The 22,459-nt window shown below is 63.3% G+C and carries 21 protein-coding genes and 1 other RNA gene; 10 read left to right on the forward strand and 12 right to left on the reverse strand.

Translation table 11 applies throughout. The features are described from left to right. Window positions 1-132 precede the first annotated feature (132 nt). From INT12_RS11255 to INT12_RS11280, 6 genes are all read right to left on the reverse strand, one after another. Window positions 133-1,749, reverse strand: a complete 1,617-nt coding sequence (locus tag INT12_RS11255; protein WP_193040291.1) for an ABC transporter permease — start codon at window positions 1,747-1,749, stop codon at window positions 133-135. Window positions 1,750-1,831: 82 nt separating this feature from the next. Continuing rightward, window positions 1,832-2,836, reverse strand: coding sequence for an extracellular solute-binding protein (locus INT12_RS11260; protein ID WP_046488850.1), 1,005 nt, complete (start codon window positions 2,834-2,836; stop codon window positions 1,832-1,834). Between the two features lie 158 nt (window positions 2,837-2,994). Further along, window positions 2,995-4,212, reverse strand: a complete 1,218-nt coding sequence (locus INT12_RS11265) for a 2-octaprenyl-3-methyl-6-methoxy-1,4-benzoquinol hydroxylase (RefSeq protein WP_193040293.1) — start codon at window positions 4,210-4,212, stop codon at window positions 2,995-2,997. Between the two features lie 85 nt (window positions 4,213-4,297). Further along, window positions 4,298-5,485 (reverse strand): 2-octaprenyl-6-methoxyphenyl hydroxylase, encoded by a 1,188-nt coding sequence (ubiH, locus tag INT12_RS11270; protein ID WP_046381698.1) that lies wholly within the window; start codon window positions 5,483-5,485, stop codon window positions 4,298-4,300. Then, window positions 5,482-6,804, reverse strand: coding sequence for a Xaa-Pro aminopeptidase (pepP, locus tag INT12_RS11275; RefSeq protein ID WP_046381697.1), 1,323 nt, complete (start codon window positions 6,802-6,804; stop codon window positions 5,482-5,484). Before pepP ends, ubiH begins: the two co-directional genes overlap by 4 nt. 20 nt (window positions 6,805-6,824) lie before the next feature. Next, a complete protein-coding gene (locus tag INT12_RS11280; RefSeq protein WP_017845110.1) occupies window positions 6,825-7,382 on the reverse strand; it encodes a YecA family protein in 558 nt (185 codons plus the stop codon). A 137-nt stretch (window positions 7,383-7,519) separates the two neighbouring features. On the opposite strand from INT12_RS11280, the gene INT12_RS11285 reads away from it, so the two are divergent. The 4 genes from INT12_RS11285 to INT12_RS11300 all read left to right on the forward strand — a co-directional run bounded on the left by INT12_RS11285 (window position 7,520) and on the right by INT12_RS11300 (window position 8,939). Further along, window positions 7,520-7,729 carry a TIGR02449 family protein gene (locus INT12_RS11285; RefSeq protein WP_017845111.1) on the forward strand — a complete coding sequence of 70 codons (210 nt, stop codon included), beginning with the start codon at window positions 7,520-7,522 and terminating at the stop codon, window positions 7,727-7,729. Further along, on the forward strand, window positions 7,726-8,043 hold the full coding sequence (locus INT12_RS11290) for a cell division protein ZapA (protein ID WP_017845112.1): 318 nt from the start codon (window positions 7,726-7,728) through the stop codon (window positions 8,041-8,043). The genes INT12_RS11285 and INT12_RS11290 overlap by 4 nt, the downstream gene beginning before the upstream one ends. A gap of 30 nt (window positions 8,044-8,073) precedes the next feature. Then, window positions 8,074-8,252: non-coding RNA, 6S RNA (gene ssrS, locus INT12_RS11295), on the forward strand. A gap of 57 nt (window positions 8,253-8,309) precedes the next feature. After that, window positions 8,310-8,939 carry a 5-formyltetrahydrofolate cyclo-ligase gene (locus INT12_RS11300; RefSeq protein ID WP_102618637.1) on the forward strand — a complete coding sequence of 210 codons (630 nt, stop codon included), beginning with the start codon at window positions 8,310-8,312 and terminating at the stop codon, window positions 8,937-8,939. 7 nt (window positions 8,940-8,946) lie between these two features. Here INT12_RS11300 and INT12_RS11305 read toward each other — a convergent pair whose 3' ends face one another. Next, window positions 8,947-9,096 carry a hypothetical protein gene (locus INT12_RS11305; RefSeq protein ID WP_017845114.1) on the reverse strand — a complete coding sequence of 50 codons (150 nt, stop codon included), beginning with the start codon at window positions 9,094-9,096 and terminating at the stop codon, window positions 8,947-8,949. A gap of 195 nt (window positions 9,097-9,291) precedes the next feature. Between INT12_RS11305 and INT12_RS11310 the strand changes: the two genes are divergently transcribed. The 4 genes from INT12_RS11310 (at window position 9,292) to INT12_RS11325 (ending at window position 14,678) form a co-directional block, all read left to right on the forward strand. Continuing rightward, a complete protein-coding gene (locus tag INT12_RS11310; RefSeq protein ID WP_046381695.1) occupies window positions 9,292-9,741 on the forward strand; it encodes an EVE domain-containing protein in 450 nt (149 codons plus the stop codon). A gap of 139 nt (window positions 9,742-9,880) precedes the next feature. Then, the gene (locus INT12_RS11315; RefSeq protein WP_017845116.1) at window positions 9,881-10,846 is read left to right on the forward strand and encodes an HlyD family secretion protein; all 966 of its coding nucleotides are present in this window, start codon (window positions 9,881-9,883) and stop codon (window positions 10,844-10,846) included. Beyond that, complete coding sequence (gene rbbA, locus INT12_RS11320; protein ID WP_193058857.1) at window positions 10,843-13,560, forward strand: ribosome-associated ATPase/putative transporter RbbA; 2,718 nt, start codon at window positions 10,843-10,845, stop codon at window positions 13,558-13,560. The genes INT12_RS11315 and rbbA overlap by 4 nt, the downstream gene beginning before the upstream one ends. Beyond that, entirely contained in the window at window positions 13,560-14,678 is a 1,119-nt protein-coding gene (locus INT12_RS11325; RefSeq protein WP_046381693.1) for an ABC transporter permease, read from the forward strand. The genes rbbA and INT12_RS11325 overlap by 1 nt, the downstream gene beginning before the upstream one ends. 96 nt (window positions 14,679-14,774) lie before the next feature. Here the strand turns inward: INT12_RS11325 and INT12_RS11330 are convergent, their stop codons facing one another. Then, the gene (locus INT12_RS11330) at window positions 14,775-15,182 is read right to left on the reverse strand and encodes a flagellar basal body-associated protein FliL (RefSeq protein WP_017845119.1); all 408 of its coding nucleotides are present in this window, start codon (window positions 15,180-15,182) and stop codon (window positions 14,775-14,777) included. Window positions 15,183-15,332: 150 nt separating this feature from the next. On the opposite strand from INT12_RS11330, the gene INT12_RS11335 reads away from it, so the two are divergent. Next, window positions 15,333-16,319 (forward strand): NADPH:quinone oxidoreductase family protein, encoded by a 987-nt coding sequence (locus INT12_RS11335; RefSeq protein WP_017845120.1) that lies wholly within the window; start codon window positions 15,333-15,335, stop codon window positions 16,317-16,319. 105 nt (window positions 16,320-16,424) lie between these two features. Here the strand turns inward: INT12_RS11335 and INT12_RS11340 are convergent, their stop codons facing one another. Further along, window positions 16,425-17,078 carry a gamma-glutamylcyclotransferase gene (locus tag INT12_RS11340; RefSeq protein ID WP_017845121.1) on the reverse strand — a complete coding sequence of 218 codons (654 nt, stop codon included), beginning with the start codon at window positions 17,076-17,078 and terminating at the stop codon, window positions 16,425-16,427. Between the two features lie 240 nt (window positions 17,079-17,318). Between INT12_RS11340 and INT12_RS11345 the strand changes: the two genes are divergently transcribed. Then, the gene (locus INT12_RS11345; protein ID WP_017845122.1) at window positions 17,319-17,801 is read left to right on the forward strand and encodes a hypothetical protein; all 483 of its coding nucleotides are present in this window, start codon (window positions 17,319-17,321) and stop codon (window positions 17,799-17,801) included. A 38-nt stretch (window positions 17,802-17,839) separates the two neighbouring features. On the opposite strand, the gene INT12_RS11350 is transcribed toward INT12_RS11345, so the two are convergent. Genes INT12_RS11350 through INT12_RS11360 form a run of 3 tightly spaced genes read right to left on the reverse strand, consistent with a single transcriptional unit; the run spans window position 17,840 to window position 22,316 of the window. Further along, on the reverse strand, window positions 17,840-18,808 hold the full coding sequence (locus INT12_RS11350) for a CDP-6-deoxy-delta-3,4-glucoseen reductase (RefSeq protein WP_017845123.1): 969 nt from the start codon (window positions 18,806-18,808) through the stop codon (window positions 17,840-17,842). After that, on the reverse strand, window positions 18,808-20,274 hold the full coding sequence (ubiD, locus tag INT12_RS11355) for a 4-hydroxy-3-polyprenylbenzoate decarboxylase (protein WP_046381692.1): 1,467 nt from the start codon (window positions 20,272-20,274) through the stop codon (window positions 18,808-18,810). The genes INT12_RS11350 and ubiD overlap by 1 nt, the downstream gene beginning before the upstream one ends. A 59-nt stretch (window positions 20,275-20,333) precedes the next feature. Next, complete coding sequence (locus tag INT12_RS11360) at window positions 20,334-22,316, reverse strand: acyltransferase family protein (protein ID WP_193040292.1); 1,983 nt, start codon at window positions 22,314-22,316, stop codon at window positions 20,334-20,336. Window positions 22,317-22,459 lie beyond the last annotated feature (143 nt).

A 22,459-nucleotide genomic window follows, 5' to 3' on the forward strand; every position in this document is an offset into this window, starting at 1 on the left:
AAGGTACGCAGGGCTGCAGGATGGGCTTAACCCCTTTAATCAAAGGGCCTGCAGCCACATCCGACGAGCCGGTCCGAAACACGGAGCGTACCGAATGCCGCGCATTGTAGCCTCAAGCCGTAGGACTGGCACCTAACCGATTTGCCGAGCGGAACGTCGTATCAGCCCGACCACCGGCAACAGGCCCACCAGCACCAAGGTCAAGGCCGGCAATGACGCCCGCGCCCACTCCCCTTCACTGGTCATCTCAAAGATCCGCACCGCCAGGGTGTCCCAGCCAAACGGGCGCATCAGCAGGGTCGCCGGCATTTCCTTGAGCACATCGACGAACACCAGCAACGCTGCGCTCAGGGTGCCCGGCAGCAACAGCGGAAGATACACTTTGCAAAACAGTCGTGGACCGCTCACCCCAAGACTGCGCGCCGCTTCGGGCAACGATGGACGGATACGCGCCAGGCTGTTTTCCAGCGGCCCGTAAGCCACCGCCAGGAAACGCACCAGATACGCCAGCACCAATGCCGCCAAGCTGCCCAGCAACAAAGGCTTGCCCGCGCCACCGAGCCAGCCCGACAACGGCACCACCAGCTCACGGTCCAGGTAGCTGAACGCCAACATGATCGACACCGCCAGTACCGAGCCCGGCAACGCATACCCGACGCTGGCCAGGCTGATGCCGGAACGAATTGCCCGGGTCGGCGCCAGGCGGTTGGCGAAGGCCAGTATCAGGGCCACGCTGACCGTGACCAGCGCCGCGATACCGCCCAGGTACAGGGTGTGGACGATCAGGCCGGTATAGCGCTCGTCCAGATCGAAGCGGCCGCGCTGCCAGAACCAGGCGAGCAGTTGCAGCATCGGAATGACAAAGGCACAGGCAAACACCAGGCCGCACCAACCACTGGCCGCCGCCGCCTTCCAGCCGCGCAGGTGATACAGCGCCTTGCCGCGCGGCCGCTCATTGCTCGGCCGACTGGCACCGCGGGCACGACGCTCGCCGTAGAGCACCAGCATCACCACCAGCAGCAACAGGCTGGCCAGCTGGGCCGCGCTGGACAGGCTGAAAAAGCCGTACCAGGTCTTGTAGATCACGGTGGTGAAGGTATCGAAGTTGAACACCGAGACCGCGCCGAAATCCGCCAGGGTCTCCATCAGCGCCAGGGCCACGCCGGCGCCAATCGCCGGCCGCGCCATGGGCAGGGCCACGCGCCAGAAGGCTTGCCAGGGCGATTGCCCCAGCACGCGCGCCGCTTCCATCAAGCCCTTGCCCTGGGCCAGGAACGCCGTGCGTGCCAGCAGGTAGACGTAGGGATAGAACACCAGCACCAACACAATGACCACCCCACCGGTGGAACGCACGCGGGGCAGGCGCACGCCGCTGCCGAACGCGTCACGCAGCAGGGTTTGCACCGGCCCCGAGAAGTCCAGCAGGCCGACAAACACAAACGCCAGCACATACGCCGGGATCGCGAACGGCAGCATCAGCGCCCAGTCGAGCCAGCGCCGCCCGGGAAATTCGCAGAGGCTGGTCAGCCACGCCAGGCTCACACCCAGCAAGGTCACGCCGACGCCGACGCCGAGCACCAGGGTCAAGGTATTGCCCAGCAGCCGCGGCATCTGGGTTTCCCACAGATGGGACCAGATCTGCGCGTCGATGCTTTGCCAGGACAGCAACAGCACGCTCAGCGGCAGCAACACCAGGGCGGCGACGCTGAAGACCGGCAGGTACCAGCGGCGTTGGGCGGGGTGGGCCAAGAGCAAATTCCCTGGGAATGGATGATCTACAGACAGACACAAAACAGTGTGGGAGGGAGCAAGCCCCCTCCCACCTACACATTCAGTTCCAGCCGGCCCGATCCATCAGGCGAATCGCCTCGGCCTGGCGCTTGCCCGCCACTTCCACCGGCAAGGTGTCCGCCACGAACTTGCCCCAACTGGCCACTTCAGCCGACGGCGCCACCGTCGGGTTGGCCGGGAACTCCTGGTTTATGTCGGCAAAAATCTTCTGCGCCTCAGGCGTGGTCATCCATTCCACCAGCGCCTTGGCTGCTTCCGGGTGCGGCGCGTATTTGGTCAGGCCGATGCCGGACAGGTTCACATGCACGCCACGGTCGCCCTGGTTCGGCCAGAACAGCTTCACCGCCAGGTTCGGCTTCTGCTTGTGCAGGCGGCCGTAGTAGTAGGTGTTGACGATGCCCACGTCGCACTGCCCGGCGTTGATCGCTTCGAGCACGGCGATGTCGTCGGAGAACACATCGGTGGACAGGTTATTGACCCAGCCCTTGATGATTTCTTCGGTCTTGGCCGCGCCATGGGTTTCGATCAGGGTGGCGGTCAGCGACTGGTTGTAGACCTTTTTTGCCGTGCGCAGGCACAGGCGGCCTTCCCATTGTTTGTCGGCCAGGGCTTCGTAGGTGGTCAGCTCGCCCGGCTTCACCCGGTCGGTGGAATAGGCGAGGGTCCGCGCACGCAGGCTCAAACCGGTCCAGGCGTGGGCGGACGAGCGGTATTGCAGCGGAATATTGGCGTCGATCACCTTGGAGGTGAACGGTTGCAGGATGCCCATCTGCTCGGCCTGCCAGAGGTTGCCGGCGTCGACGGTGAGCAGCAGGTCGGCGGTGGCGTTCTCGCCCTCGGCCTTGATGCGCTGCATCAGCGGGGCTTCCTTGTCGGTGATGAACTTCACCTGCACCCCGGTTTTCTGGGTGTAGGCGTCGAACACCGGCTTGATCAGTTCGTCGATGCGCGAGGAGTAGACCACGACTTCGTCGGCCGCCTGCACGGTGGTGCTGCCGATGAGGGTGAGTGCCAGGGCAGTCAGGAGGCGCTTGGGTGCCGACATGGGTGCGGTCTCTCGTGAACAAAAGAGTACAAATGATAAGGACTCACATTTAGCATCTCAATCACTCACTCGAATGAGGCGTTACGAGATGTTGCAAGGCCGCGTTCTGCAGTGCGACGTATCGCCTCATCGCGGGCAGGCCCGGGCTGCCGGGTGTGTCAGGGCCTGGCCAGTTCCGGCAGATCCCCGCTCAAGCCAAGGGCCTGGCGCACGAAGATCGCCTTGGCTTCCGGCATCTGGTCGACCACCTTCAAGCCGGCATTGCGCAGCCAACGCAACGGCAACTGGTCGGCCTGGAACAAGCGCTCGAAACCTTCCATCGCCGCCATCAGCGCCAGGTTGTGCGGCATGCGTCGACGCTCGTAACGGCTCAGCACTTTCACATCCGCCAGGCGTTCACCGCGTTCGCTCGCCGATAACAGCACCTCGGCCAGCACGGCCGCATCGAGAAAACCGAGGTTCACCCCCTGCCCCGCCAACGGATGGATCACGTGGGCCGCATCGCCGATCAACGCCAGGCCTTCGGCCACATAACGTTTGGCGTGGCGCTGGCGCAGGGGCACACACACACGCGGGTCGGCGCTGAGCACCGTGCCCAGGCGCCCTTCGAAGGCACGTTCCAGCTCACGGCAGAAGTTTTCCTCATTCAACGCCATCAGGCGCGCGGACTCAGCCGGCGTGGTCGACCAGACGATCGAACACCAGTCCTCCTGCCCATCCCGCACCAGCGGCAAAAACGCCAGCGGGCCGGTGTCGGTAAAGCGTTGCCAGGCGGTGCGCCGGTGCGGTTGGCTGCTGCGCACGCTGGTGACGATAGCGTTGTGCAAGTAATCCCATTCGCGGGTCGCGGTGCCGGTCAGACGGCGCACCGCGGAGTTGGCGCCATCGGCGGCGACCACCAGCGGCGCGCGCAGCGTGCGGCCATCGGCCAGGGTCAGCAGCCAGTCATCGCCGGAGCGGCGCATCTGTTCCAGGCGCGCGTTGGCCAGCAGGCCCAGGTCGCAGTCGTGCAGGCGATCGAGCAAGGCATCCTGGACCACGCGGTTTTCGACGATATGCCCGAGCACTTCGGCATGCACGCTGGCCGCCGAAAAATGGATCTGCCCGGTGCCGCTGCCGTCCCACACCTGCATCTCGCCATACGGGCTGGCGCGCCGTGCGACGATGCCATCCCACACGCCAAGGCGCTCAAGGATGCGCTGGCTGGCGGCCGACAAGGCGCTCACCCGCGGCTCGAAAGCCGCGTCAGGCTCGAACGGCTTGACGCTCAGCGGGCTGCCGTCGAGCAGCAGCACCTGCAGGCCACTGCCCTGCAACGCCAGCGCCAGGGCGCTCCCGACCATTCCGGCCCCGACAATCAGCACATCTGCGCGCATATCCATGCTTTAAGCCTGTCTCGCTGGCGGCTTGCGCCGCACGTAAAGGGTTAATCTCATCCCGTCCCGAACGATGTAGTCGCGGCTACGCATCGGGACGCGTGCCCAGGCCCATGGCCTGACGGGCGAACCAGCGTTTCGCCGGCGGCAGCAGGTCGAGGCCCAGCAGGCCCATGTTGCGCCCCAGCGCGACCAGCGGCTGGGCGCTGCCGAACAGGCGCGTGACCTGATCGGAGAAGCCCACGGTCAGCGTTTGATCCATGCGTTGCCGCTCGCGATATGCCTGCAAGGTCGCCAGGTCACCCGGCACCGCCGGCCCGGCCAGCAAGGCCTCGGCCAAGGCATTCGCATCGCGCAGGGACAGGTTGAAGCCCTGCCCGGCAATCGGGTGCAGGCTGTGGGCGGCATTGCCGAGGATCGCCAGGTGCGAGCGCACTTGTTCTTCGGCTTCCACCAGGGTCAGCGGGTACAGATGCCGCGCACCGACCTGCTTCAAGGTGCCCAGGCGGTAGCCGAACACGCCCTGCAATTCACTGAGGAAACTGCGCTCATCCAGGTTGGCCAGGCGCTGGGCGTCCATGCCGGCTCGGGTCCAGACCAGCGCGCAGCGGTTGTCCGGCAGCGGCAGCAGGGCCATCGGGCCTTCATCGGTGAAGCGCTCGAAGGCTTCGCCGTTGTGGGCTTCGCTCGGGGTGATATTGGCGATCAGCGCGCTCTGGTTGTACGGGCGGGATTTCACGCCGATCCCCAGTTGCTCGCGCAGGCCGGAGCGACCGCCGTCGGCCAGCACCGCCAGATCGCACTCCAGCACGGTTTCGTCGTTGAGGGTCAGGCGATAGCCATCGGGCAGCGGCTCCATGCGCGTGACTTCGGCCGGGCAACGCCAGCTGACCACGTCCTTATCCAGGCCTTGCCACAGGCATTGGCCGAGCCAGGCGTTTTCCACCACGTAGCCGAGGGCCGGCACGCCCTCTTCCATGGCGGATAAGCGCGCGGTGGAGAAGCGCCCGCGGTCCGACACGTGGATCTGCTTGATCGGCTCGGCGCGGCGGGAGATGGCCTGCCACAGACCCAGACGCTGATAGATCTGCCGCGCGCCATAGGACAGCGCCGAAGAGCGTGCGTCGTAGCTCGGCTGGTAGCTGTCGCCCGGTGCGAAGGGTTCGATCAGCAGGATCTTCCAGCCCCGCGCCTTGGCCCCGTCCTGCAGCGCCAACGCAAGGCTCGCGCCCACCAGGCCGCCACCGATAATGGCCAGGTTGACCCGGCTCATCGGGCGGCCGCCATCAACGCTTCAATGTCGGCGACGGTCTTGGGCACGCCGCCGGTCAGAATGTCACAGCCTTGCTTGGTCACTACCACGTCGTCCTCGATGCGTACGCCGATGCCACGCCATTTCTTTGCCACGCTCTGGTTGTCCGGCGAAATATAGATCCCCGGCTCCACGGTCAACGTCATGCCGACCTCCAGCACACGCCATTCACCGCCCACTTTGTACTCGCCGACATCATGCACATCCATCCCCAGCCAATGGCCGGCGCGGTGCATGTAGAACGGTTTGTAGGCTTCGCCGGCGATCAGTTCGTCAACGTCCCCTTGCAGCAACCCCAGCCTCACCAGCCCGGCAGTGATGACCTGCACGGTGGCCTCATGGGCCTGGTTCCAATGCTTGTTCGGTGCAATCTCGGCGAAGGCGGCTTCCTGGGCGGCCAGCACGACTTCATAGATCGCCTGTTGCTCGGGCGAAAACTTGCCGTTGACCGGCCAGGTGCGGGTGATGTCGCTGGCGTAACAGTCGATCTCGCAACCGGCGTCGATCAGCACCAGGTCGCCGTCCTTGAGCAGCGCGTCATTCTGCTGGTAATGCAGGATGCAACTGTTGCGCCCGGCGGCGACGATGGAGCCATAGGCCGGCATCTTCGCGCCGCCTTTGCGGAACTCGTAATCCAGCTCGGCTTCGAGGCTGAACTCGCGCAAGCCGGCGCGGCTGGCCTGCATGGCCCGCACGTGGGCGGCGCAGGAAATCCGCGCAGCTTCGCGCATCACCTTCACTTCCGCCGCCGATTTATACAGGCGCATATCGTGGAGCAGATGATCCAGGGCAACGAATTCGTTCGGCGGTTGGGCGCCCAGGTGCGCTTTGGAGCGGATAATGTTGATCCACTCCATCAGGTGCCGGTCGAACTCGGCATTGCTGCCCATCGCCGAATACACCCGGTCGCGGCCTTCGATCAGGCCGGGCAGGATGTCGTGGATATCGGTGATGGGGAAGGCATCGTCGGCGCCGAAATCACGGATCGCGCCTTCGGTACCGGCGCGCAAGCCGTCCCACAGTTCGCGCTCGGCATTGCGTTCGCGGCAGAACAGCACGTACTCGCCGTGCGGGCGACCGGGCATCAGCACGATCACCGCTTCGGGCTCGGGGAAGCCGCTCAGGTACTGGAAATCGCTGTCCTGGCGGTAGACATGTTCGACATCGCGATTGCGGATGGCCACCGCGGCGGCCGGCAGGATCGCGATACTGTTGGGTTCCATCTGCGCCATGAGCGCCTTGCGGCGACGGGTGTATTCCGCTTTCGGGATATGGATCATGGGCAGACGGGCTTCCTTTCTCAGTGCAGCGACGGCTTGGGGGTGGCCGGTTCAGCGGACTTCTTGGTCTCGGTGAACAGCAGCAGCGGCGCGACGCGCAGGTATTCCATGACTTCCATGTAGTCGCCTTCGCCGTCTTCGGATTCTTCGAGGGCATCTTGCACCTGGGAGATGGCCGCCAGGTCCTGCAGCACTTCCTTGGCGTCGGTGCTCAGCTCCAGGCCGCCGGCATTCACGCCAAAGCCATGGAGGAAGCCCTGGCACCATTGGCCCAGCGCGGCAGCACGTTCGGTGAGCGGTGCATCGTCGGTCGGCAGCAGCAGGACCACGGTGACGTCATCACCGGTCAGCTCGCCCTTGACCATTTCCTGCAGGCCGATCAGCGCGTTACGCACGTTCTCGGAGGGTTCGGTTTCCAGCAGTTCGGCCACATCGGCCAGCCAGTTGTCGGCGTCAAAGCCAACACCGGTGCAACTGCGGCCCAGCAACACGCCGTGCAGTTCGGCGGGCGAGCAAGGATGACCGCTGGAGCTCAGCAGTTTGGTAAAAGCGTCGTACGGGGAGTTCTGAATGGGCATGGTGAGCTAGGCGCCAGACGGCGCAATGTCTAGAATGAAGCGCTGTATCCTAGCACCGGCAGACGCACCAGACTATCAAGGGCGTCAGATCGTTTATCCTGCAGTTGCCATTCATCAGACAAATCCAGTGGAACCCAATGGAAGACACCGACCTGCAAGCGCTGATGGCCAGACTCGAATTGCTAATTGATCGGGTCGAGCAACTAAAGAGGCAAAACGGACTCCTATTAGCTCAGGAAAAGACCTGGCGCGAGGAACGCGCTCACCTCATTGAAAAAAACGAAATCGCCCGGCGTAAGGTCGAGTCGATGATTTCGCGCCTGAAGGCCCTGGAGCAAGACTCATGAGTTCAAGCAATAGCGTCACCGTGCAGATTCTCGACAAAGAATATTCGATCATCTGCCCCCAGGAAGAGCGCAGCAACCTGGTGAGCGCCGCCCGCTACCTGGACGGCAAGATGCGTGAAATCCGCAGCAGCGGCAAAGTGATCGGCGCCGACCGCATCGCCGTGATGGCCGCGTTGAATATCACCCACGATCTGCTGCATAAGCAGGAGCGCCCGGACGTGCAGGCCAGCGGCTCGACGCGCGAGCAGGTACGTGACCTGCTGGAGCGTGTGGACCTGGCACTGTCCAACGATTCCGACACATCCAAGGGCTGATTGCCGCATCTGTTTAAGGTATACTCGCCCCACTCCCTGGCGTGCTTGCCAGTCGGCGATGTCCCGGAGCCGATTCGCACTACCCTGGAAGTTGCACGTTTGGCTGGTGTGCATGTCCGCTAGACGGAAAGCCTTAAAGCCTACTGCTTCTTCCACCTTGAACTTTCGGGTTCAAGGGCTTAGTCGACAGCGGTTCTGTCGGGGAGCCTGAATCCCAAACTCAATGCCAGTCCCAGGACTGGCATTGTTTTATGAGCCGAAAAACCATGACCGAACCTGCGCCGCTTTCCCGTCCGCAACTTCGACGCATGTTGCGCAACGCCCGCCGCGCACTCACGCCAAGCGAGCAGCGAAAAGCCGCCCAAGGCGTGTATCGGCAACTGGCACAGCACCCGCTGTTTCGCCGGGCCAAGCATATTTCCCTGTATCTGCCGACGGACGGTGAAATCGATCCGCGCTTGCTGCTGCGTGCGGCTCAGCGGCGGGGCAAGGCCACTTACCTGCCGGTGCTCAGCGCCTGGCCACGGACCAAGATGGTGTTCCAGCGCGTTCGCCCCGGGGAGAAGTTGCTGCCCAATCGCTTTCGCATTCTTGAACCACGGGTGAATGTCCGCCGCCAGCGCAAGGTCTGGGCGCTGGACCTGGTGCTATTGCCGTTGGTGGGGTTCGATGACGCGGGGGGACGGCTGGGCATGGGTGGCGGTTTTTATGACCGCAGCCTGGCTTACCTGGCGCGCCGCCAGCACTGGCGCAAGCCGACGCTGCTGGGCCTGGCCCATGAATGCCAGAAAGTCGAACGGCTGGTGCAGGCGAGTTGGGACGTGCCGTTGGCGGGCACCGTCACCGATAAGCAGTGGTATATCGCACAGGCGTCACTGGAACCCGCGACGCCCTGAAGAAGAGTTAACGCTTGAACGGTTGTGGCGGCTGCTGGGTCAGCTCAACGGGCGCATCGGTCTTGTTCGACCATAAGCTTTGCGCATACCCGGTGGTCACGACGCCCAGACCAAACAAAATAACCAGTATCCATAGTAAATCCGGTTTGCGTTGCATCGATTGCCCCCCTTCAGGCACCTCGTACACGATGACAACAACGTTCCAAAGTAGTCCGTTGCAGCTGCGTCAAGCTTAAAATCCCGGCATTCTGCGTTAACGTGAACCAACACGCAAACCTTGACGCCAACCGACCGTCGGTTTGTCATGCAATTGCCCCACAACCTGTCCAACGCCTTTTTCAGGAGCCCCCCAATGGCCTACTGGCTGATGAAATCCGAGCCCGACGAACTCTCCATCACCGGCCTGGAACACCTCGGCGAAGCGCGATGGGACGGGGTTCGCAACTATCAGGCGCGCAACTTTCTGCGTGCGATGGCGGTGGGCGATGAGTTTTTCTTCTACCACTCCAGCTGCCCCGAGCCTGGCATTGCCGGCATCGGCAAAATCGTCGTGGCGGCGTATCCCGACCCCACCGCGCTGGAACCTTCCAGCCACTATTTCGACGCCAAGGCCAGCCCGGACAAAAACCCGTGGAGCGCGATCGACGTGGCCCACGTCCAGACGTTTCCCAAGGTGCTCGGCCTGGGCTATCTGAAGCAGCAAACCGCCCTGGCCGAACTGCCCCTGGTGCAAAAAGGCAGCCGTCTGTCAGTGATGCCGGTGACCGCCGAGCAATGGTCGGCGGTCCTCGCGCTGGGCTGAACCGCAGAACCTTGCAGTCACACGCCCGACGCATGCATCTGCAGCGCAACCGGGTTAGGCTTGCGCTTCATTTGACCCGTATCAAGCGCCCTCGGGCCGAACCCGTCAGACTAGGACGCTAACACCGCAGGAAGCATCTATGTCCACGAACCACCGCACCTCCCAGCTGTTTGCCACCCTCCTGATTGTGTTGCTGCTCGCCGCTGGCGGTTTCGGTTACTGGAAATCCACCCAGGACCGCCTGCCCGAAGGCTTGAGCATGGGCAACGGCCGCCTGGAATCCACCGAAGTGCAGATCGCCGCCAAGATCCCCGGGCGTCTGGAAGAAGTGCGGGTGGATGAAGGCGACAAGGTACTCAAGGGCCAACTGCTCGCGCGCATGGACACCCGCACCCTGGAAGCCCAGCGCGCCCAGGCCGAAGCCGAAGTGCTGCGGGCCAGGGAAAACCTCGCCGCCGCAGAGGCCAATGTGCAATTGCGTCAGAGCGAACAACTGCTTGCCCACCAGGAACTCCAGCGGACCCAGGAGCTGTACAAACGCGGCTTCGCCAGTGGCCAACTGATCGACCAACAGCAGGCGCGCCAGAACACCGGGAATGCGGCCGTGGTCGCCGCCCAGGCCCAGGTCAATTCGGCCAAGGCCGCCATCGGCGCCGCCCAGGCCCAGGTGGCGCAGCTCACCAGCGAAATCGACGACAGCAGCCTGCGCGCGCCCATCGACGGCATTATCCAGCTGCGCCTGGCCGAGCCGGGCGAAGTGCTCGGCGCGGGCGGGCGCGTATTGCTGCTGATCGACCCCGAGGATCAGTACATGAACCTCTACCTGCCCGCTTCGGTGACCGGCGCCCTGACCGTCGGCAGCGATGCGCGCATCCTCCTCGACGCGCTCCCCGGCCAATCGCTGCCGGCCAAAATCAGCTTCGTCGCGGCTAAATCGCAGTTCACCCCCAAAGAGGTGGAGACCCGCGATGAACGCCAGAAACTGGTATTCCGCGTCAAACTGCGCCTGACCCAACCCAGCGCCGTGCCGCAGGCCAAACCGGGCATGCCCGGCGCCGGCTACGTTCGCACGGCTGACATCCCATGGCCGGCCAACCTGCAATGACCGATCTGGCGCTGCACGCCACCGGCATCCAGCACCGCTACGGCAAGCAACAGGCGCTGGTCGATATCGCCTTCAGCCTGCCCACCGGCACGCGCTGCGGGCTGATCGGCCCGGATGGCGCCGGCAAGTCGAGCCTGCTGGGTTTGATCGCCGGGGTTAAAAAACTCCAGGACGGCCAACTGGAGGTGCTCGGCGGCTCCATCGCCAACCGCCGCCACCGCAACAGCCTGTACCCGCGCATCGCCTTCATGCCTCAAGGCCTGGGCGGCAACCTGTACCCCGAACTGTCCATCCGCGAAAACATCCGCTTCTTTGCGACGCTGTTCGGCCTGTCCAAAGCCGATTGCAACCAGCGCATGCACAACCTGCTGCTGGCCACCGACCTCGAGCGCTTCGCCGAACGGCCGGCCGGCAAACTCTCCGGCGGGATGAAGCAGAAACTCGGCCTGTGCTGCGCGCTGATCCACGACCCGGACCTGTTGATCCTCGACGAGCCCACCACCGGGGTCGACCCGCTGTCCCGTCGGCGCTTCTGGGAGCTGGTCGAAACCGTGCGCAGCGAGCGCCCGCAACTGACGCTGCTGGTGGCCACGGCCTACATGGAAGAGGCCGAGCAGTTTGAACATTGCCTGATGCTCGACCGCGGCAAACTGATCGCCGACGGTTTGAGCAGTGAGCTGGCGGCAGTGACCCCCAGCGGCAAACTGGACGAAGCCTTCACCCACTTCCAGGGCGACAACGCCCATGACAACCAGCCGCTGGTCATCCCGCCGCGCGCAGGCAACAACACCGATATCGCCATCGAAGCCCACGACCTGACCCTGCGCTTTGGCGACTTCACCGCCGTCGATAAAGTCAGCTTCGCCATCGGCCGGGGCGAGATCTTCGGTTTTCTCGGCTCCAACGGCTGCGGCAAGACCACCACCATGAAAGTCCTCACCGGCCTGATGCCGGCCACCGAGGGCAGTGCCACGTTGCTGGGCAACCCGGTGAACGCCAAGGACCTGGCCACCCGCAAGCGTGTGGGTTTCATGTCGCAGAGCTTTTCGCTGTATGGCGAACTCAGCGTGCTTCAGAACCTGGTGCTGCACGCGCAGTTGTTCGATTTGCCCAAGGTCGACAGCGGCAAGCGGATCGACGAGCTGATCCAGCGTTTCGACCTCCGCGAGGTGGCCGAGCAGCCGTCGGGCGAACTGCCCCTCGGCTTGCGTCAGCGCTTGTCGTTGGCCGTAGCGGTGCTGCATCGTCCTGAAGTGCTGATCCTCGATGAACCGACCTCGGGCGTCGACCCGGCGGCGCGGGATGATTTCTGGCGGCTGCTGATCGAACTGTCGCGCGAACAAGGGGTGACGATCTTTCTGTCCACCCACTTCATGAACGAAGCCCAGCGTTGCGACCGCATCTCCCTGATGCACGCCGGCAAGGTGCTCGCCTGCGACACGCCCGACGCGCTGCAGCAGCAATTCCACGGCGACACCCTCGAAGCCGCGTTCGTCACGTGCCTGGAGCAAGCCCAGGGCGAGGCCGAACCTACCGCGCCCACCGCCACCGTCAGCGAAACCAGCGCGCCGCCGGTGAGCAAGCGCGGCTTCAGCCTGTCGCGCCTGCTGGCCGTGGCCAGCCGTGAAGGCAAGGAACTGCTGCGCGACAAGGTGCGTATGGCCTTCGCCCTGCTCGGGGCGATGTTCATGATGGTGATCTTCGGCTACGGCATTTCCCTGGACGTGGAAAACCTCGCCTTCGCCGTCTACGACCAGGACCAGACCCCGCAAAGCCGCGCCTACCTGGAGGCGTTTCGCGGCTCACGCTATTTCGCCGAACAAACGCCGATTCAGGATGCCAACGAACTGCACCGGCGCCTGCAACGTTCGGAAATCAAACTGGCCCTGGAAATCCCGCCCGGTTTTGGTCGTGACCTCTACGCCGGCCGCCAACCCAGCGTGGCGGCCTGGCTCGACGGCGGCATGCCGTTTCGCGCGGAAACCAGCCGGAACTATGTAGAAGCGGACCACCAGGCCAACCTGCAGCAACTGGCCGAGCTGAGCAGCCAGCCGCAGAACAGCCAAGGCGCGGCCAAGCTCGAAACCCGCTTTCGCTACAACCAGGATGTGGTCAGTGTGAACGCCATCGGCCCAGGCGTGATGGCACTGATCCTCGCCTTCATCCCGGCGATGCTCACAGCCCTGGGCATCGTGCGCGAAAAGGAGCTGGGTTCGATCACCAACTTCTACGCCACGCCCCTGACCCGCCTGGAATTCCTGCTGGGCAAACAGACCCCGTACCTGGCCGTGAGCCTGATCAACCTGGCGGTGCTGGTCGCGATGAACCGCTGGCTGTTCGGCGTGCCGTTCAAGGGCAGCGGCCTGACCCTGGCGTTCGGCGGCCTGCTGTACGTGCTCGCCACCACCAGCATGGGCCTGCTGATTTCCGCGTTCACCCGCACCCAGATCGCCGCGATCCTCGGCACCATGATCATCACCAGCCTGCCGACCATCCAGTTCTCCGGGCTGATCGTGCCGCGTTCGTCCCTGGAAGGCGCGGCGGCGGTGATGGGCACGCTGTTTCCGGCGGGGCACTTTCTCGATATTGCGGTGGGCACGTTCACCAAGGCCCTCGACCTGCGGCAACTGTGGCCGCAGTGCCTGGCGCTGTTCGGGTTTTTCCTCGGGTTTACCGGGCTTAGCCTGATCATGCTGAAGAAGCAGGAGGCTTGATGCATAAGTTCGCGCACATCCTGCGCCTGGGGATCAAGGAACTGACCAGCCTGCGTCACGACAGCGTGCTGCTGCTGTTTCTGTTCTACGCCTTCACGGTCGCGATCTACATGCCCGCGGCCGGCTCGGTGATTGGCGTACACAACGCCAGCGTGGCGTTTGTCGACGAGGACCACAGCGCGATCTCGCGGCAGATGGCCGAGGCGTTGCAGCCGCCCGAGTTCCAGTCACCCGTGCCGCTGGCGTATGACCAGTTGGATAAGGTCATGGACAGCGGCCAGTACACGTTCGTGATCAACGTACCGGCGAATTTCCAGGCCGACCTGTTGGCCGGTCGCGAGCCCGATGTGCAGGTGAACGTCGATGCCACGGCGATGAGCCAGGCATTCATGGGCGCCGGCTACATCGGGCGGATTTTCCAACGCGAGCTGCTGACCTACAGCGGCCAGGCCGACTCCGCCAGCAAAGCGCCGGCGCTGCTGACAACGCGGGCGCTGTTCAATACCAACCTGGAGGGCGGCTGGTTCCTCGCGGTCATCCAGATCGTCAACAACATCACCATCCTCGCCATCGTGCTCACCGGCACCGCGCTGCTGCGCGAGCGCGAACATGGCACCCTCGACCATTTGCTGGTGCTGCCGCTGACGGCGCTGGAAATCATGCTGGCGAAAATCTGGAGCAACCTGCTGGTGGTGGTGCTGTGTACCTGGGTGTCACTGGAAGTGGTGGTCAAGGGCATGCTCGGCGTGCCGCTGGCCGGGTCGCTGAGCCTGTTTCTGTTCGTGACCGCGCTGTACCTGTTTGCCAGCACCGCCCTGGGGATCTTCCTCGCCACCCTCGCCCGCTCGACGCCGCAGTTCGGCTTGCTGGCAATCCCAGTGATCATCCCGATGCTGTTGCTCTCCGGCGGCAGCACGCCGCTGGACAGCATGCCCGAATGGTTGCAGTGGGTGATGCAGGCCTCGCCGTCGACGCACTTTGTGAGCCTGAGCGCGGCGATCCTGTTCCGCGATGCGGGCATGAGCGTGGTGTGGCCGGACATGCTGGCGCTGGCGGGAATTGGCTTGCTGTTCTTTTTGGTGGCGCTGGCGCGGTTCCGCAAGAGCCTGGCGTCTTGAGGTGCCTGCCCGGCCGCTATCGCAGGCAAGCCTGCTCTCACAGGTGGAACGCATTCCCTTGTGGGAGCGGGCTTGCTTGCGATCGTCGCGCCGCGACTATTGGATGATCAGGTTGTTGAACAACAGGTCTTCCACCACCGGCTTGCCGGTTTCGTCGTTCATCACTTGCTGGGTCTGCTTCAGGGCTTCCTGGCGCAGTTTTTCCTTGCCCTCAACCGTGCTCATGGTCTCGTTGGTTTGCTGGGTGAACAGCGCCACCAGTTGATTACGAATCAACGCATCGTTGGCTTTGATGGCGGCGGCCGCGTCGGTGCCGGTCACGCGCAGAGCGATATCGGCCTTGTACACCTTGAGCTTGGACGTACCGTCCAAGCCATAGTTGCCCACGAACGGCGGGGCCAGGCTGATATAGCTGACCTTCGGCGCCTCGCCTTCTTTCGCCTCTTGCGCCTGGGCCGCCATTGGCAAGGTCAGGGCCAGCATCAACAGAATCCACGCTTTCACAGTTCATTCCTCACATTCGGTAGCCCAGTAGCATAACGCTAGCAAGGCAGAGCACAAGCTTATGGCGACTTATCAGGCCCGGGCATGCTCGTTGACCCACGGGCATACCCTCCTACACTTATCGGCCACGACGCCAAAAGGAATAGTCCGATGAAAGCTGTGCTGTGCAAAGCCTTCGGCCCCGCCGAAACCCTGGTGCTGGAAGACATCGCCAGCCCGGCGATCAAGAAGAACGAAATCCTGTTGGACGTGCATGCCGCCGGGGTCAACTTCCCGGACACGCTGATCATCGAGGGCAAGTACCAGTTCAAGCCGCCGTTCCCGTTCTCGCCGGGTGGCGAAGCAGCGGGCGTGGTCAGTGAAGTGGGGGAAAAGGTCAGCCACCTGAAGGTAGGAGACCGCGTGATGGCGCTGACCGGCTGGGGCAGTTTTGCCGAACAGGTCGCGGTGCCCGGCTATAACGTGCTGCCGATCCCGCCCAGCATGGGCTTCAACACCGCCGCCGCGTTCAGCATGACCTACGGCACCTCGATGCATGCGCTGAAACAACGGGCCAACCTGCAGCCCGGCGAAACCTTGCTGGTCCTCGGCGCCTCCGGCGGCGTGGGCCTGGCTGCCGTGGAAATCGGCAAGGCCATGGGCGCCCGGGTCATCGCCGCCGCCAGCAGCGCCGACAAACTGGCGGTGGCCAAGGCCGCCGGCGCCGATGAGCTGATCAACTACAGCGAAGCCAGCCTGAAAGATGAGGTCAAGCGCCTGACCGACGGGAACGGCGCCGACGTGATCTACGACCCGGTGGGCGGCGACTTGTTTGACCAGGCCATCCGCGCCATCGCCTGGAACGGCCGCCTGTTGGTGGTGGGTTTTGCCAGCGGGCGCATTCCGGAGCTGCCGGTGAACCTGGCGCTGCTCAAGGGCGCGGCCGTGGTCGGAGTGTTCTGGGGCGCGTTCGCCCAGCGCCAGCCGCAGGACAATGCGGCGAACTTCCAGCAGCTGTTTGGTTGGTATGCCGAGGGCAAGTTGAAACCGCTGGTGTCGCAGGTGTATCCGCTGGAACAGGCGGCCCAGGCGATCAATGACCTGGGGCAGCGCAAGGCGGTGGGTAAGGTGGTCGTGCAAACCCGCCTGCCGAGGTGAAATGCGCTTGAATGTGGGAGGGGCGGTGTCCTCGACCATCACCTGTCTATTCGCGACATGTTCGTAGAGAACATGCATTGGCTCATATTTCCTGCGTTTGGCGCGTTAATCGCCTGAGCAATCCTTGGCACAACGCTTGAGCCGCGCCTCCAGGTTTTTGTCTGGCATGGCGTGGCTGCGCAGGGCGTTGACGGTCTGCTCGACATAATCGCGCGTCGTGCCGTAACGCCCGCAAGCGCTTTGCAGCACGTGGCTGAGCACGATGTCGGGCAGATTGCCAGCGTAGCTCGGCAGGTGCCGCTCCAATACAAACCCCAATGCCTGCACCCGACTGCCATCTTCCAGACGGCAGCTGAGCCAGTGCGGCCGATAGGAGGGGTAAGGCATTTCGCGCTGCCACAAGGCGTACAGCGAGGCTTCTAACTGATCTTCCGGCAGACGGTAGGCAAACCCGCTGCACGAGCCACCACGATCCAGGCCGAACACCAACCCGGGCAACTCCGGCGTACCCCGATGCTCGTGGGACCACAGGTACAAACCACGGTGATAGCCATGGACCCGCGCCCGAACCCGCTCGGTCGATGAACATTCCGGCCGCCAGATCAGCGAACCGTAAGCGAATAGCCAGACCGGCCCGCCCTTATGCCGGGCCATGGTGGCCTGCATCGAGTTCATCAACTGTTCGTGCGTGAGTTGCGGTCCCAGATCGAGCCGCGGAGGGTAAGCCAATTGCAAAAGATCGGATTCGATGGCGGTCATGGCGAAAAGTGGCTCGCCTCCTATGTGTTACCAATTGTTAGCAACTCTACCGTAATAAAACGCGCTGCTGTGACCATACGGCAAAAAAGTACAATAGGCTGAACGACCACCGCATTCTCCAGAAGCAATCCCAGTATTTTCAGCTCCGGTTCAGCCCGGCAAAGCGCTTGACCGTCAAAATAGCGCAGCTGGCACGACTCAGTCGGTCACCCCTCACACCGATTACTCGAGGTCGCACCTATGAAAAAATTACGATTGCCGGGCCTGCTGCTCCTGGCCCAGGCCACCACCGCTCTCGCTGTCGAAACCCCGCCCGTCGACGATGACAAGGGCTTCTGGTATGCGCAGACCAGCGTCTACACCCGGCACTTCTCCCCCGACCCGGACCACAACAACAACCAGGATTTGCTTGGGTTGGAGCGCAATGAAGCGTCAGGTTTGGTGTATGGGGCGGCGACGTTCCGCAACTCGTTCAGCCAACGCTCGTACTACGTCTACGCGGGCAAACGCTATGACATGACCGACTATCCGGTGTATCTGAAACTGACCGGCGGGGCGATCCAGGGCTATCGCGGCAAGTACCGCGACAAAATCCCGTTGAACCGTTTCGGCGTGGCGCCGGTGATCATACCGTCCGTGGGCACCCATTACGGGCCGGTGGCGGCGGAGTTGGTGCTGCTGGGGTTCAATGCGGCGATGATCACGACCGGCGTGCGTTTCTGACGGCAACGCCAGCTCTTCCACCAGAGCCGGCGCAGGTTTCAGGGCCGCGGGGCGTAGGCGAATACGTCGGCGCGCATCTGGTGTGCATCCATGCCCGCAGCCACCAGCGCATCCAATGTGCCGTAGATCATCGCCGGTGAACCGCTGGCGTAGACATGCACGCCTTTGAGGTCGTGGATGTCTTCGCACACCGCTTCATGCAACAGCCCACAGCGTCCTTCCCAACCGCACAGGTCACTGACCACTTTGTGCAGGAACAGGTTGGGCAGTTGCAGCCATTGATCCCAATGCTCGATCTCGTAGAAATCTTCCGGACGCCGCACGCCCCAATACAAATGCACCGGGTGTTTGAAGCCGGTGGCGCGGCAGTGCTCGATCAGGCTGTGCATCTGCGCCATGCCGGTGCCCGCAGCGATCAGCACCAACGGCCCATCGGGCAACTCGGCCAGGTGGGTATCGCCAAACGGCAGCTCGATGCGGGCCATCCGGTTGCGCTGCAACTGCTCAATCAGATTGCGCGCGCTGTCCTCGCGGGCCAGCACGTGCAGTTCCAGTTCGCGTCCGGCGTGGGGCGCCGAAGCCAGGGAAAACGCCGACTTCTCGCCGTTATCCCGTTCAATCATCAGGTATTGCCCGGCGTGGTAACGCACGGCCTTGCCGGCCGGGGCGAGCAAGCGCACGCGCCATACATCGCCACCGACTTGCACGCATTCACTCACTTGGCACGACAACTTGCGCAACGGCAACTCTCCCGGCGCCAGCACGCCATCCCACAACACCACACAATCCTCCAGCGGCTCGGCGATGCAGGTGTAGAACTCCCCGTGGTCGCGTATTTCACCGGACTGCCGCACCCGGCCGTCCACCAACAGCGCCGCGCACACGTGGCACACGCCATTGCGACAGGCTTGCGGGCATTCGTAGCCCAGGCGGCGCGCACCTTCGAGGATTCGCTCACCGGGGACCAGCTCCAATACGGCGCCGGAAGGTTGCAGGGTCACACGCATCAATCTATTCCCAACTCTTTCCAGATCGCATCGACACGCGCCGTCACGGCTTCGTCCTTGACGATCACCCTGCCCCACTCGCGGGTGGTCTCACCCGGCCATTTGTGCGTGGCATCCAGGCCCATCTTCGAGCCCAGGCCCGAGACCGGCGAGGCGAAATCGAGGTAGTCGATCGGCGTGTTGTCGATCATCACCGTGTCGCGCTTGGGGTCCATGCGCGTGGTGATGGCCCAGATCACGTCGTTCCAGTCGCGGGCGTTGATGTCGTCGTCGGTGACGATAACGAACTTGGTGTACATGAACTGTCGCAAAAACGACCACACGCCGAGCATGACCCGCTTGGCATGGCCTGGGTACGACTTCTTCATGGTCACGATGGCCATGCGGTACGAACAGCCTTCCGGCGGCAGGTAGAAGTCGGTGATTTCCGGGAACTGCTTCTGCAGGATCGGCACGAACACTTCGTTCAGCGCCACACCGAGAATCGCCGGCTCATCCGGCGGACGGCCGGTGTAGGTGCTGTGGTAGATCGGCTTGATCCGATGAGTGATGCGCTCGACGGTGAACACCGGGAAGCTGTCGACTTCGTTGTAGTAGCCGGTGTGGTCGCCGTAGGGGCCTTCGTCGGCCATTTCGCCGGGGTGGATCACGCCTTCGAGGATGATTTCCGCGGTGGCCGGCACTTGCAGGTCGTTGCCACGGCACTTCACCAGCTCGGTGCGGTTGCCGCGCAGCAGGCCGGCGAAGGCGTATTCGGACAGGCTGTCCGGCACCGGGGTCACGGCGCCGAGGATGGTGGCCGGGTCGGCGCCCAGGGCCACGGAGACCGGGAACGGCTTGCCGGGGTGCTTTTCGCACCATTCACGGAAGTCCAGCGCGCCGCCGCGGTGGCTCAGCCAACGCATGATCACCTTGTTGCGGCCGATCACTTGCTGACGGTAGATGCCGAGGTTCTGGCGATCCTTGTTCGGGCCCTTGGTGACGGTCAGGCCCCAGGTGATCAGCGGGCCGACATCGCCGGGCCAGCAGGTCTGCACCGGCAGCATGCCCAGGTCGACGTCATCGCCTTCGATGACCACTTCCTGGCACACCGCGTCCTTGACCACCTTGGGCGCCATGGCAATGATCTTGCGGAAGATCGGCAGCTTCGACCAGGCGTCCTTCAAGCCCTTGGGTGGCTCGGGCTCCTTGAGGAACGCCAGCAACTTGCCGATCTCGCGCAATTCGCTGACCGACTCGGCGCCCATGCCAAAGGCCACGCGATCGGGGGTGCCGAACAGGTTGCCGAGCACCGGGATATCAAAACCGGTCGGGTTCTCGAACAGCAGCGCCGGGCCCTTGTTGCGCAGGGTACGGTCGCAAATCTCAGTCATTTCCAGCACCGGCGAAACCGGCACGTGGATGCGTTTCAACTCTCCGCGCTGCTCAAGTTGCTGCACGAAATCCCGAAGATCCTTGAATTTCATTAACCATGCCACCCGTAAAATAGGCGTACATCCTACCTGCTCTGAGGACGGCTGGCAGCTTAATTGGCCGTCAGCCCCCGTGATTGCAGCGAACGGAACAGCGGTTCCAGGAACGCCTGGACATGTCGCGCGCCGACGTCGGAGAGGTGGTTATCGTCGGTGTACAGCGCGCGGCCGTCGAGCTCGACCCGGCACAGGCCGTCGGCGCCACACAGCAGGGGCGCGGGGTCCAGCACGGTGACGCCACTGTCGGCGGCGGCCAGCTCGTCAAACAGTCGAGTGATAAAGGCCTGGCGCTTCTCGTGCTCCGCCACGGGGAGCCCTTCGCCGTCCACCGGCCGGTGCATCATGGCCAGGCGACTGAGGCGGTACGGCACAATGATTTCCTGCAACGGCACTTCCTTGACCAGCCACACGCGATGCCCGGCGGCGCGCAGCCCCTGGATGCGTTCACGCAGGCCCTGTTCGAAACGCTGCTCGGCCACGGCACGCACGTACTTGCCGGTGCCCAGGTCTTTTAGCGCATGTTCCTTGTCACCCGACATCTGCCCATAGAGGTACAGGCTCCAGCGCGCCGCCAGCACGACATCGCTGAACGACTGCTCGGCCAGGGCCTGCTCGACGCGCTGGTTGAAATGCGCGCACTGGGTGATGTTCTCCAGACCGTCCAACGGTACACAACCGGCGAAACTGGCCTGGACCAGACTGATATCGTGCCGTTTGGCCGCATCCTTCAGCGCCGGAATCAATGCGGTGGCGTGGCTGTCGCCCCAGACCAGCGCGGACACCGAGTGGCTTTGTGGGCCGAAATGGCAGAACAGCCGCTCATCCGGGGTGTTCTTGTCCGCCAGGCAGGCCGTCAGCTCCGGGCTCCACTTCTTCGCCTGGGCATAACGCAATGCCTGTTCGGACAGGCGCCACGGCACGCCATCGGCTTCCCGCAATGCCAGGCCAGTAAGGCCGAGACACAAAATGCCGGCCGCGGCGCCAGCCAGGATCGCCTTGCGTCCGGCCAGCAGACGTTTTTCCCGGAATGGCGCCTCCACGAAGCGCCAGGACAAATAACCCAGCACCAGGCTCAGCAGCATCAACCCGGCCAATTCCGCCGCGCTCAAGCCATCAACCGCTGCGTAGTTGGCGTACACGAACACCGGCCAATGCCACAGATACCAGGAATAGGAGATAAGCCCCAGCCCCACCATCAGCCGCGAACTCAGCAGCTGCCCGACCCAGGTGGCTTGCTGCCCATTGGCCCAAATCAACCCGACCACGCCCAGCACCGGCAGCAAAGCGGCCGCGCCAGGGAACGGTGTATGCCGGTCGAAACCGAATATGGCAGTCAGGATCAATGCCAGGGAAGCCAGGCTGACCGCTTGCGCCAGGGGCGGCGAGGCGCGCCACTCAACCTTCGGCATCACCGCCAGCATGGCGCCGGCCAGCAATTCCCAGGCACGCAGATGCAGCAGGTAGAACGCTTTCTGCGGCTGATGGGAAACCGCCCAGACACTCATGCCAAACGACACCAGCAGCACCGCGAACAACGCCAGGCGCCAGTGTTTCAAGCGGCTTGAAAGCAGGGCCAGCAACAGCGGGAAGAAGATGTAGAACTGCTCCTCCACCGCCAGCGACCAGGTGTGCAACAAGGGTTTTATGTCGGAGGCTGCATCGAAATAACCGTGCTGGCGTGCAAACAGCAGGTTGGAGGTAAAGGTCACCTGGTAGTGCGCCGACCGCCCCAGCTCTTCATAGTCCTTGGGCGCCAGCAAAAACCAGCCCACGGCCAGTGTCGCGGCCATCATCACGAACAACGCCGGCAAGATACGCCGGGCACGGCGCGCCCAGAAGCCCACGAAACTGAAACGCCCAGCCTGGCGTTCGCGCCAGATGATCGAGGTAATCAGGAAGCCGGAAATCACGAAGAACACATCGACACCGACAAAGCCGCCAGTAACACCCGGAACGCCAAAGTGGAACAGCACGACTGCGAGGACAGCGACAGCACGCAAGCCATCAATGTCTCTTCGGTAAGCAAGAATGGTCATAAATCCAGAGTCAGCCAGAAACGAATGGGAACGAGCGTAGCCTCGCTCATCCTTTTGTTTCTTAACTGACACTTTAAGCGCTCAAACCTCCCTTTCTAGATACAAAAAAAATGGCGCCCCGAAGGACGCCATTTTTTTTGGAC

Source organism: Pseudomonas sp. K8, assembly GCF_014889455.1.
Taxonomy (GTDB): Bacteria; Pseudomonadota; Gammaproteobacteria; order Pseudomonadales; family Pseudomonadaceae; genus Aquipseudomonas; species Aquipseudomonas veronii.

Excerpts from the sequence above, each read along its gene's own strand:
- INT12_RS11350 (WP_017845123.1), bottom strand. The coding sequence starts at position 18,808 with ATGCGTGTGACCCTGCAACCTTCCGGCGCCGTATTGGAGCTGGTCCCC.
- INT12_RS11335 (WP_017845120.1), top strand. The coding sequence starts at position 15,333 with ATGAAAGCTGTGCTGTGCAAAGCCTTCGGCCCCGCCGAAACCCTGGTG.
- rbbA (WP_193058857.1), top strand. The coding sequence starts at position 10,843 with ATGACCGATCTGGCGCTGCACGCCACCGGCATCCAGCACCGCTACGGC.
- INT12_RS11285 (WP_017845111.1), top strand. The coding sequence starts at position 7,520 with ATGGAAGACACCGACCTGCAAGCGCTGATGGCCAGACTCGAATTGCTA.
- INT12_RS11360 (WP_193040292.1), bottom strand. The coding sequence starts at position 22,316 with ATGACCATTCTTGCTTACCGAAGAGACATTGATGGCTTGCGTGCTGTC.
- INT12_RS11280 (WP_017845110.1), bottom strand. The coding sequence starts at position 7,382 with ATGCCCATTCAGAACTCCCCGTACGACGCTTTTACCAAACTGCTGAGC.
- ubiH (WP_046381698.1), bottom strand. The coding sequence starts at position 5,485 with ATGAGCCGGGTCAACCTGGCCATTATCGGTGGCGGCCTGGTGGGCGCG.
- INT12_RS11300 (WP_102618637.1), top strand. The coding sequence starts at position 8,310 with ATGACCGAACCTGCGCCGCTTTCCCGTCCGCAACTTCGACGCATGTTG.
- ubiD (WP_046381692.1), bottom strand. The coding sequence starts at position 20,274 with ATGAAATTCAAGGATCTTCGGGATTTCGTGCAGCAACTTGAGCAGCGC.
- INT12_RS11290 (WP_017845112.1), top strand. The coding sequence starts at position 7,726 with ATGAGTTCAAGCAATAGCGTCACCGTGCAGATTCTCGACAAAGAATAT.
- INT12_RS11345 (WP_017845122.1), top strand. The coding sequence starts at position 17,319 with ATGAAAAAATTACGATTGCCGGGCCTGCTGCTCCTGGCCCAGGCCACC.
- INT12_RS11315 (WP_017845116.1), top strand. The coding sequence starts at position 9,881 with ATGTCCACGAACCACCGCACCTCCCAGCTGTTTGCCACCCTCCTGATT.
- INT12_RS11265 (WP_193040293.1), bottom strand. The coding sequence starts at position 4,212 with ATGCGCGCAGATGTGCTGATTGTCGGGGCCGGAATGGTCGGGAGCGCC.
- INT12_RS11260 (WP_046488850.1), bottom strand. The coding sequence starts at position 2,836 with ATGTCGGCACCCAAGCGCCTCCTGACTGCCCTGGCACTCACCCTCATC.
- INT12_RS11305 (WP_017845114.1), bottom strand. The coding sequence starts at position 9,096 with ATGCAACGCAAACCGGATTTACTATGGATACTGGTTATTTTGTTTGGT.
- INT12_RS11310 (WP_046381695.1), top strand. The coding sequence starts at position 9,292 with ATGGCCTACTGGCTGATGAAATCCGAGCCCGACGAACTCTCCATCACC.
- pepP (WP_046381697.1), bottom strand. The coding sequence starts at position 6,804 with ATGATCCATATCCCGAAAGCGGAATACACCCGTCGCCGCAAGGCGCTC.
- INT12_RS11340 (WP_017845121.1), bottom strand. The coding sequence starts at position 17,078 with ATGACCGCCATCGAATCCGATCTTTTGCAATTGGCTTACCCTCCGCGG.
- INT12_RS11325 (WP_046381693.1), top strand. The coding sequence starts at position 13,560 with ATGCATAAGTTCGCGCACATCCTGCGCCTGGGGATCAAGGAACTGACC.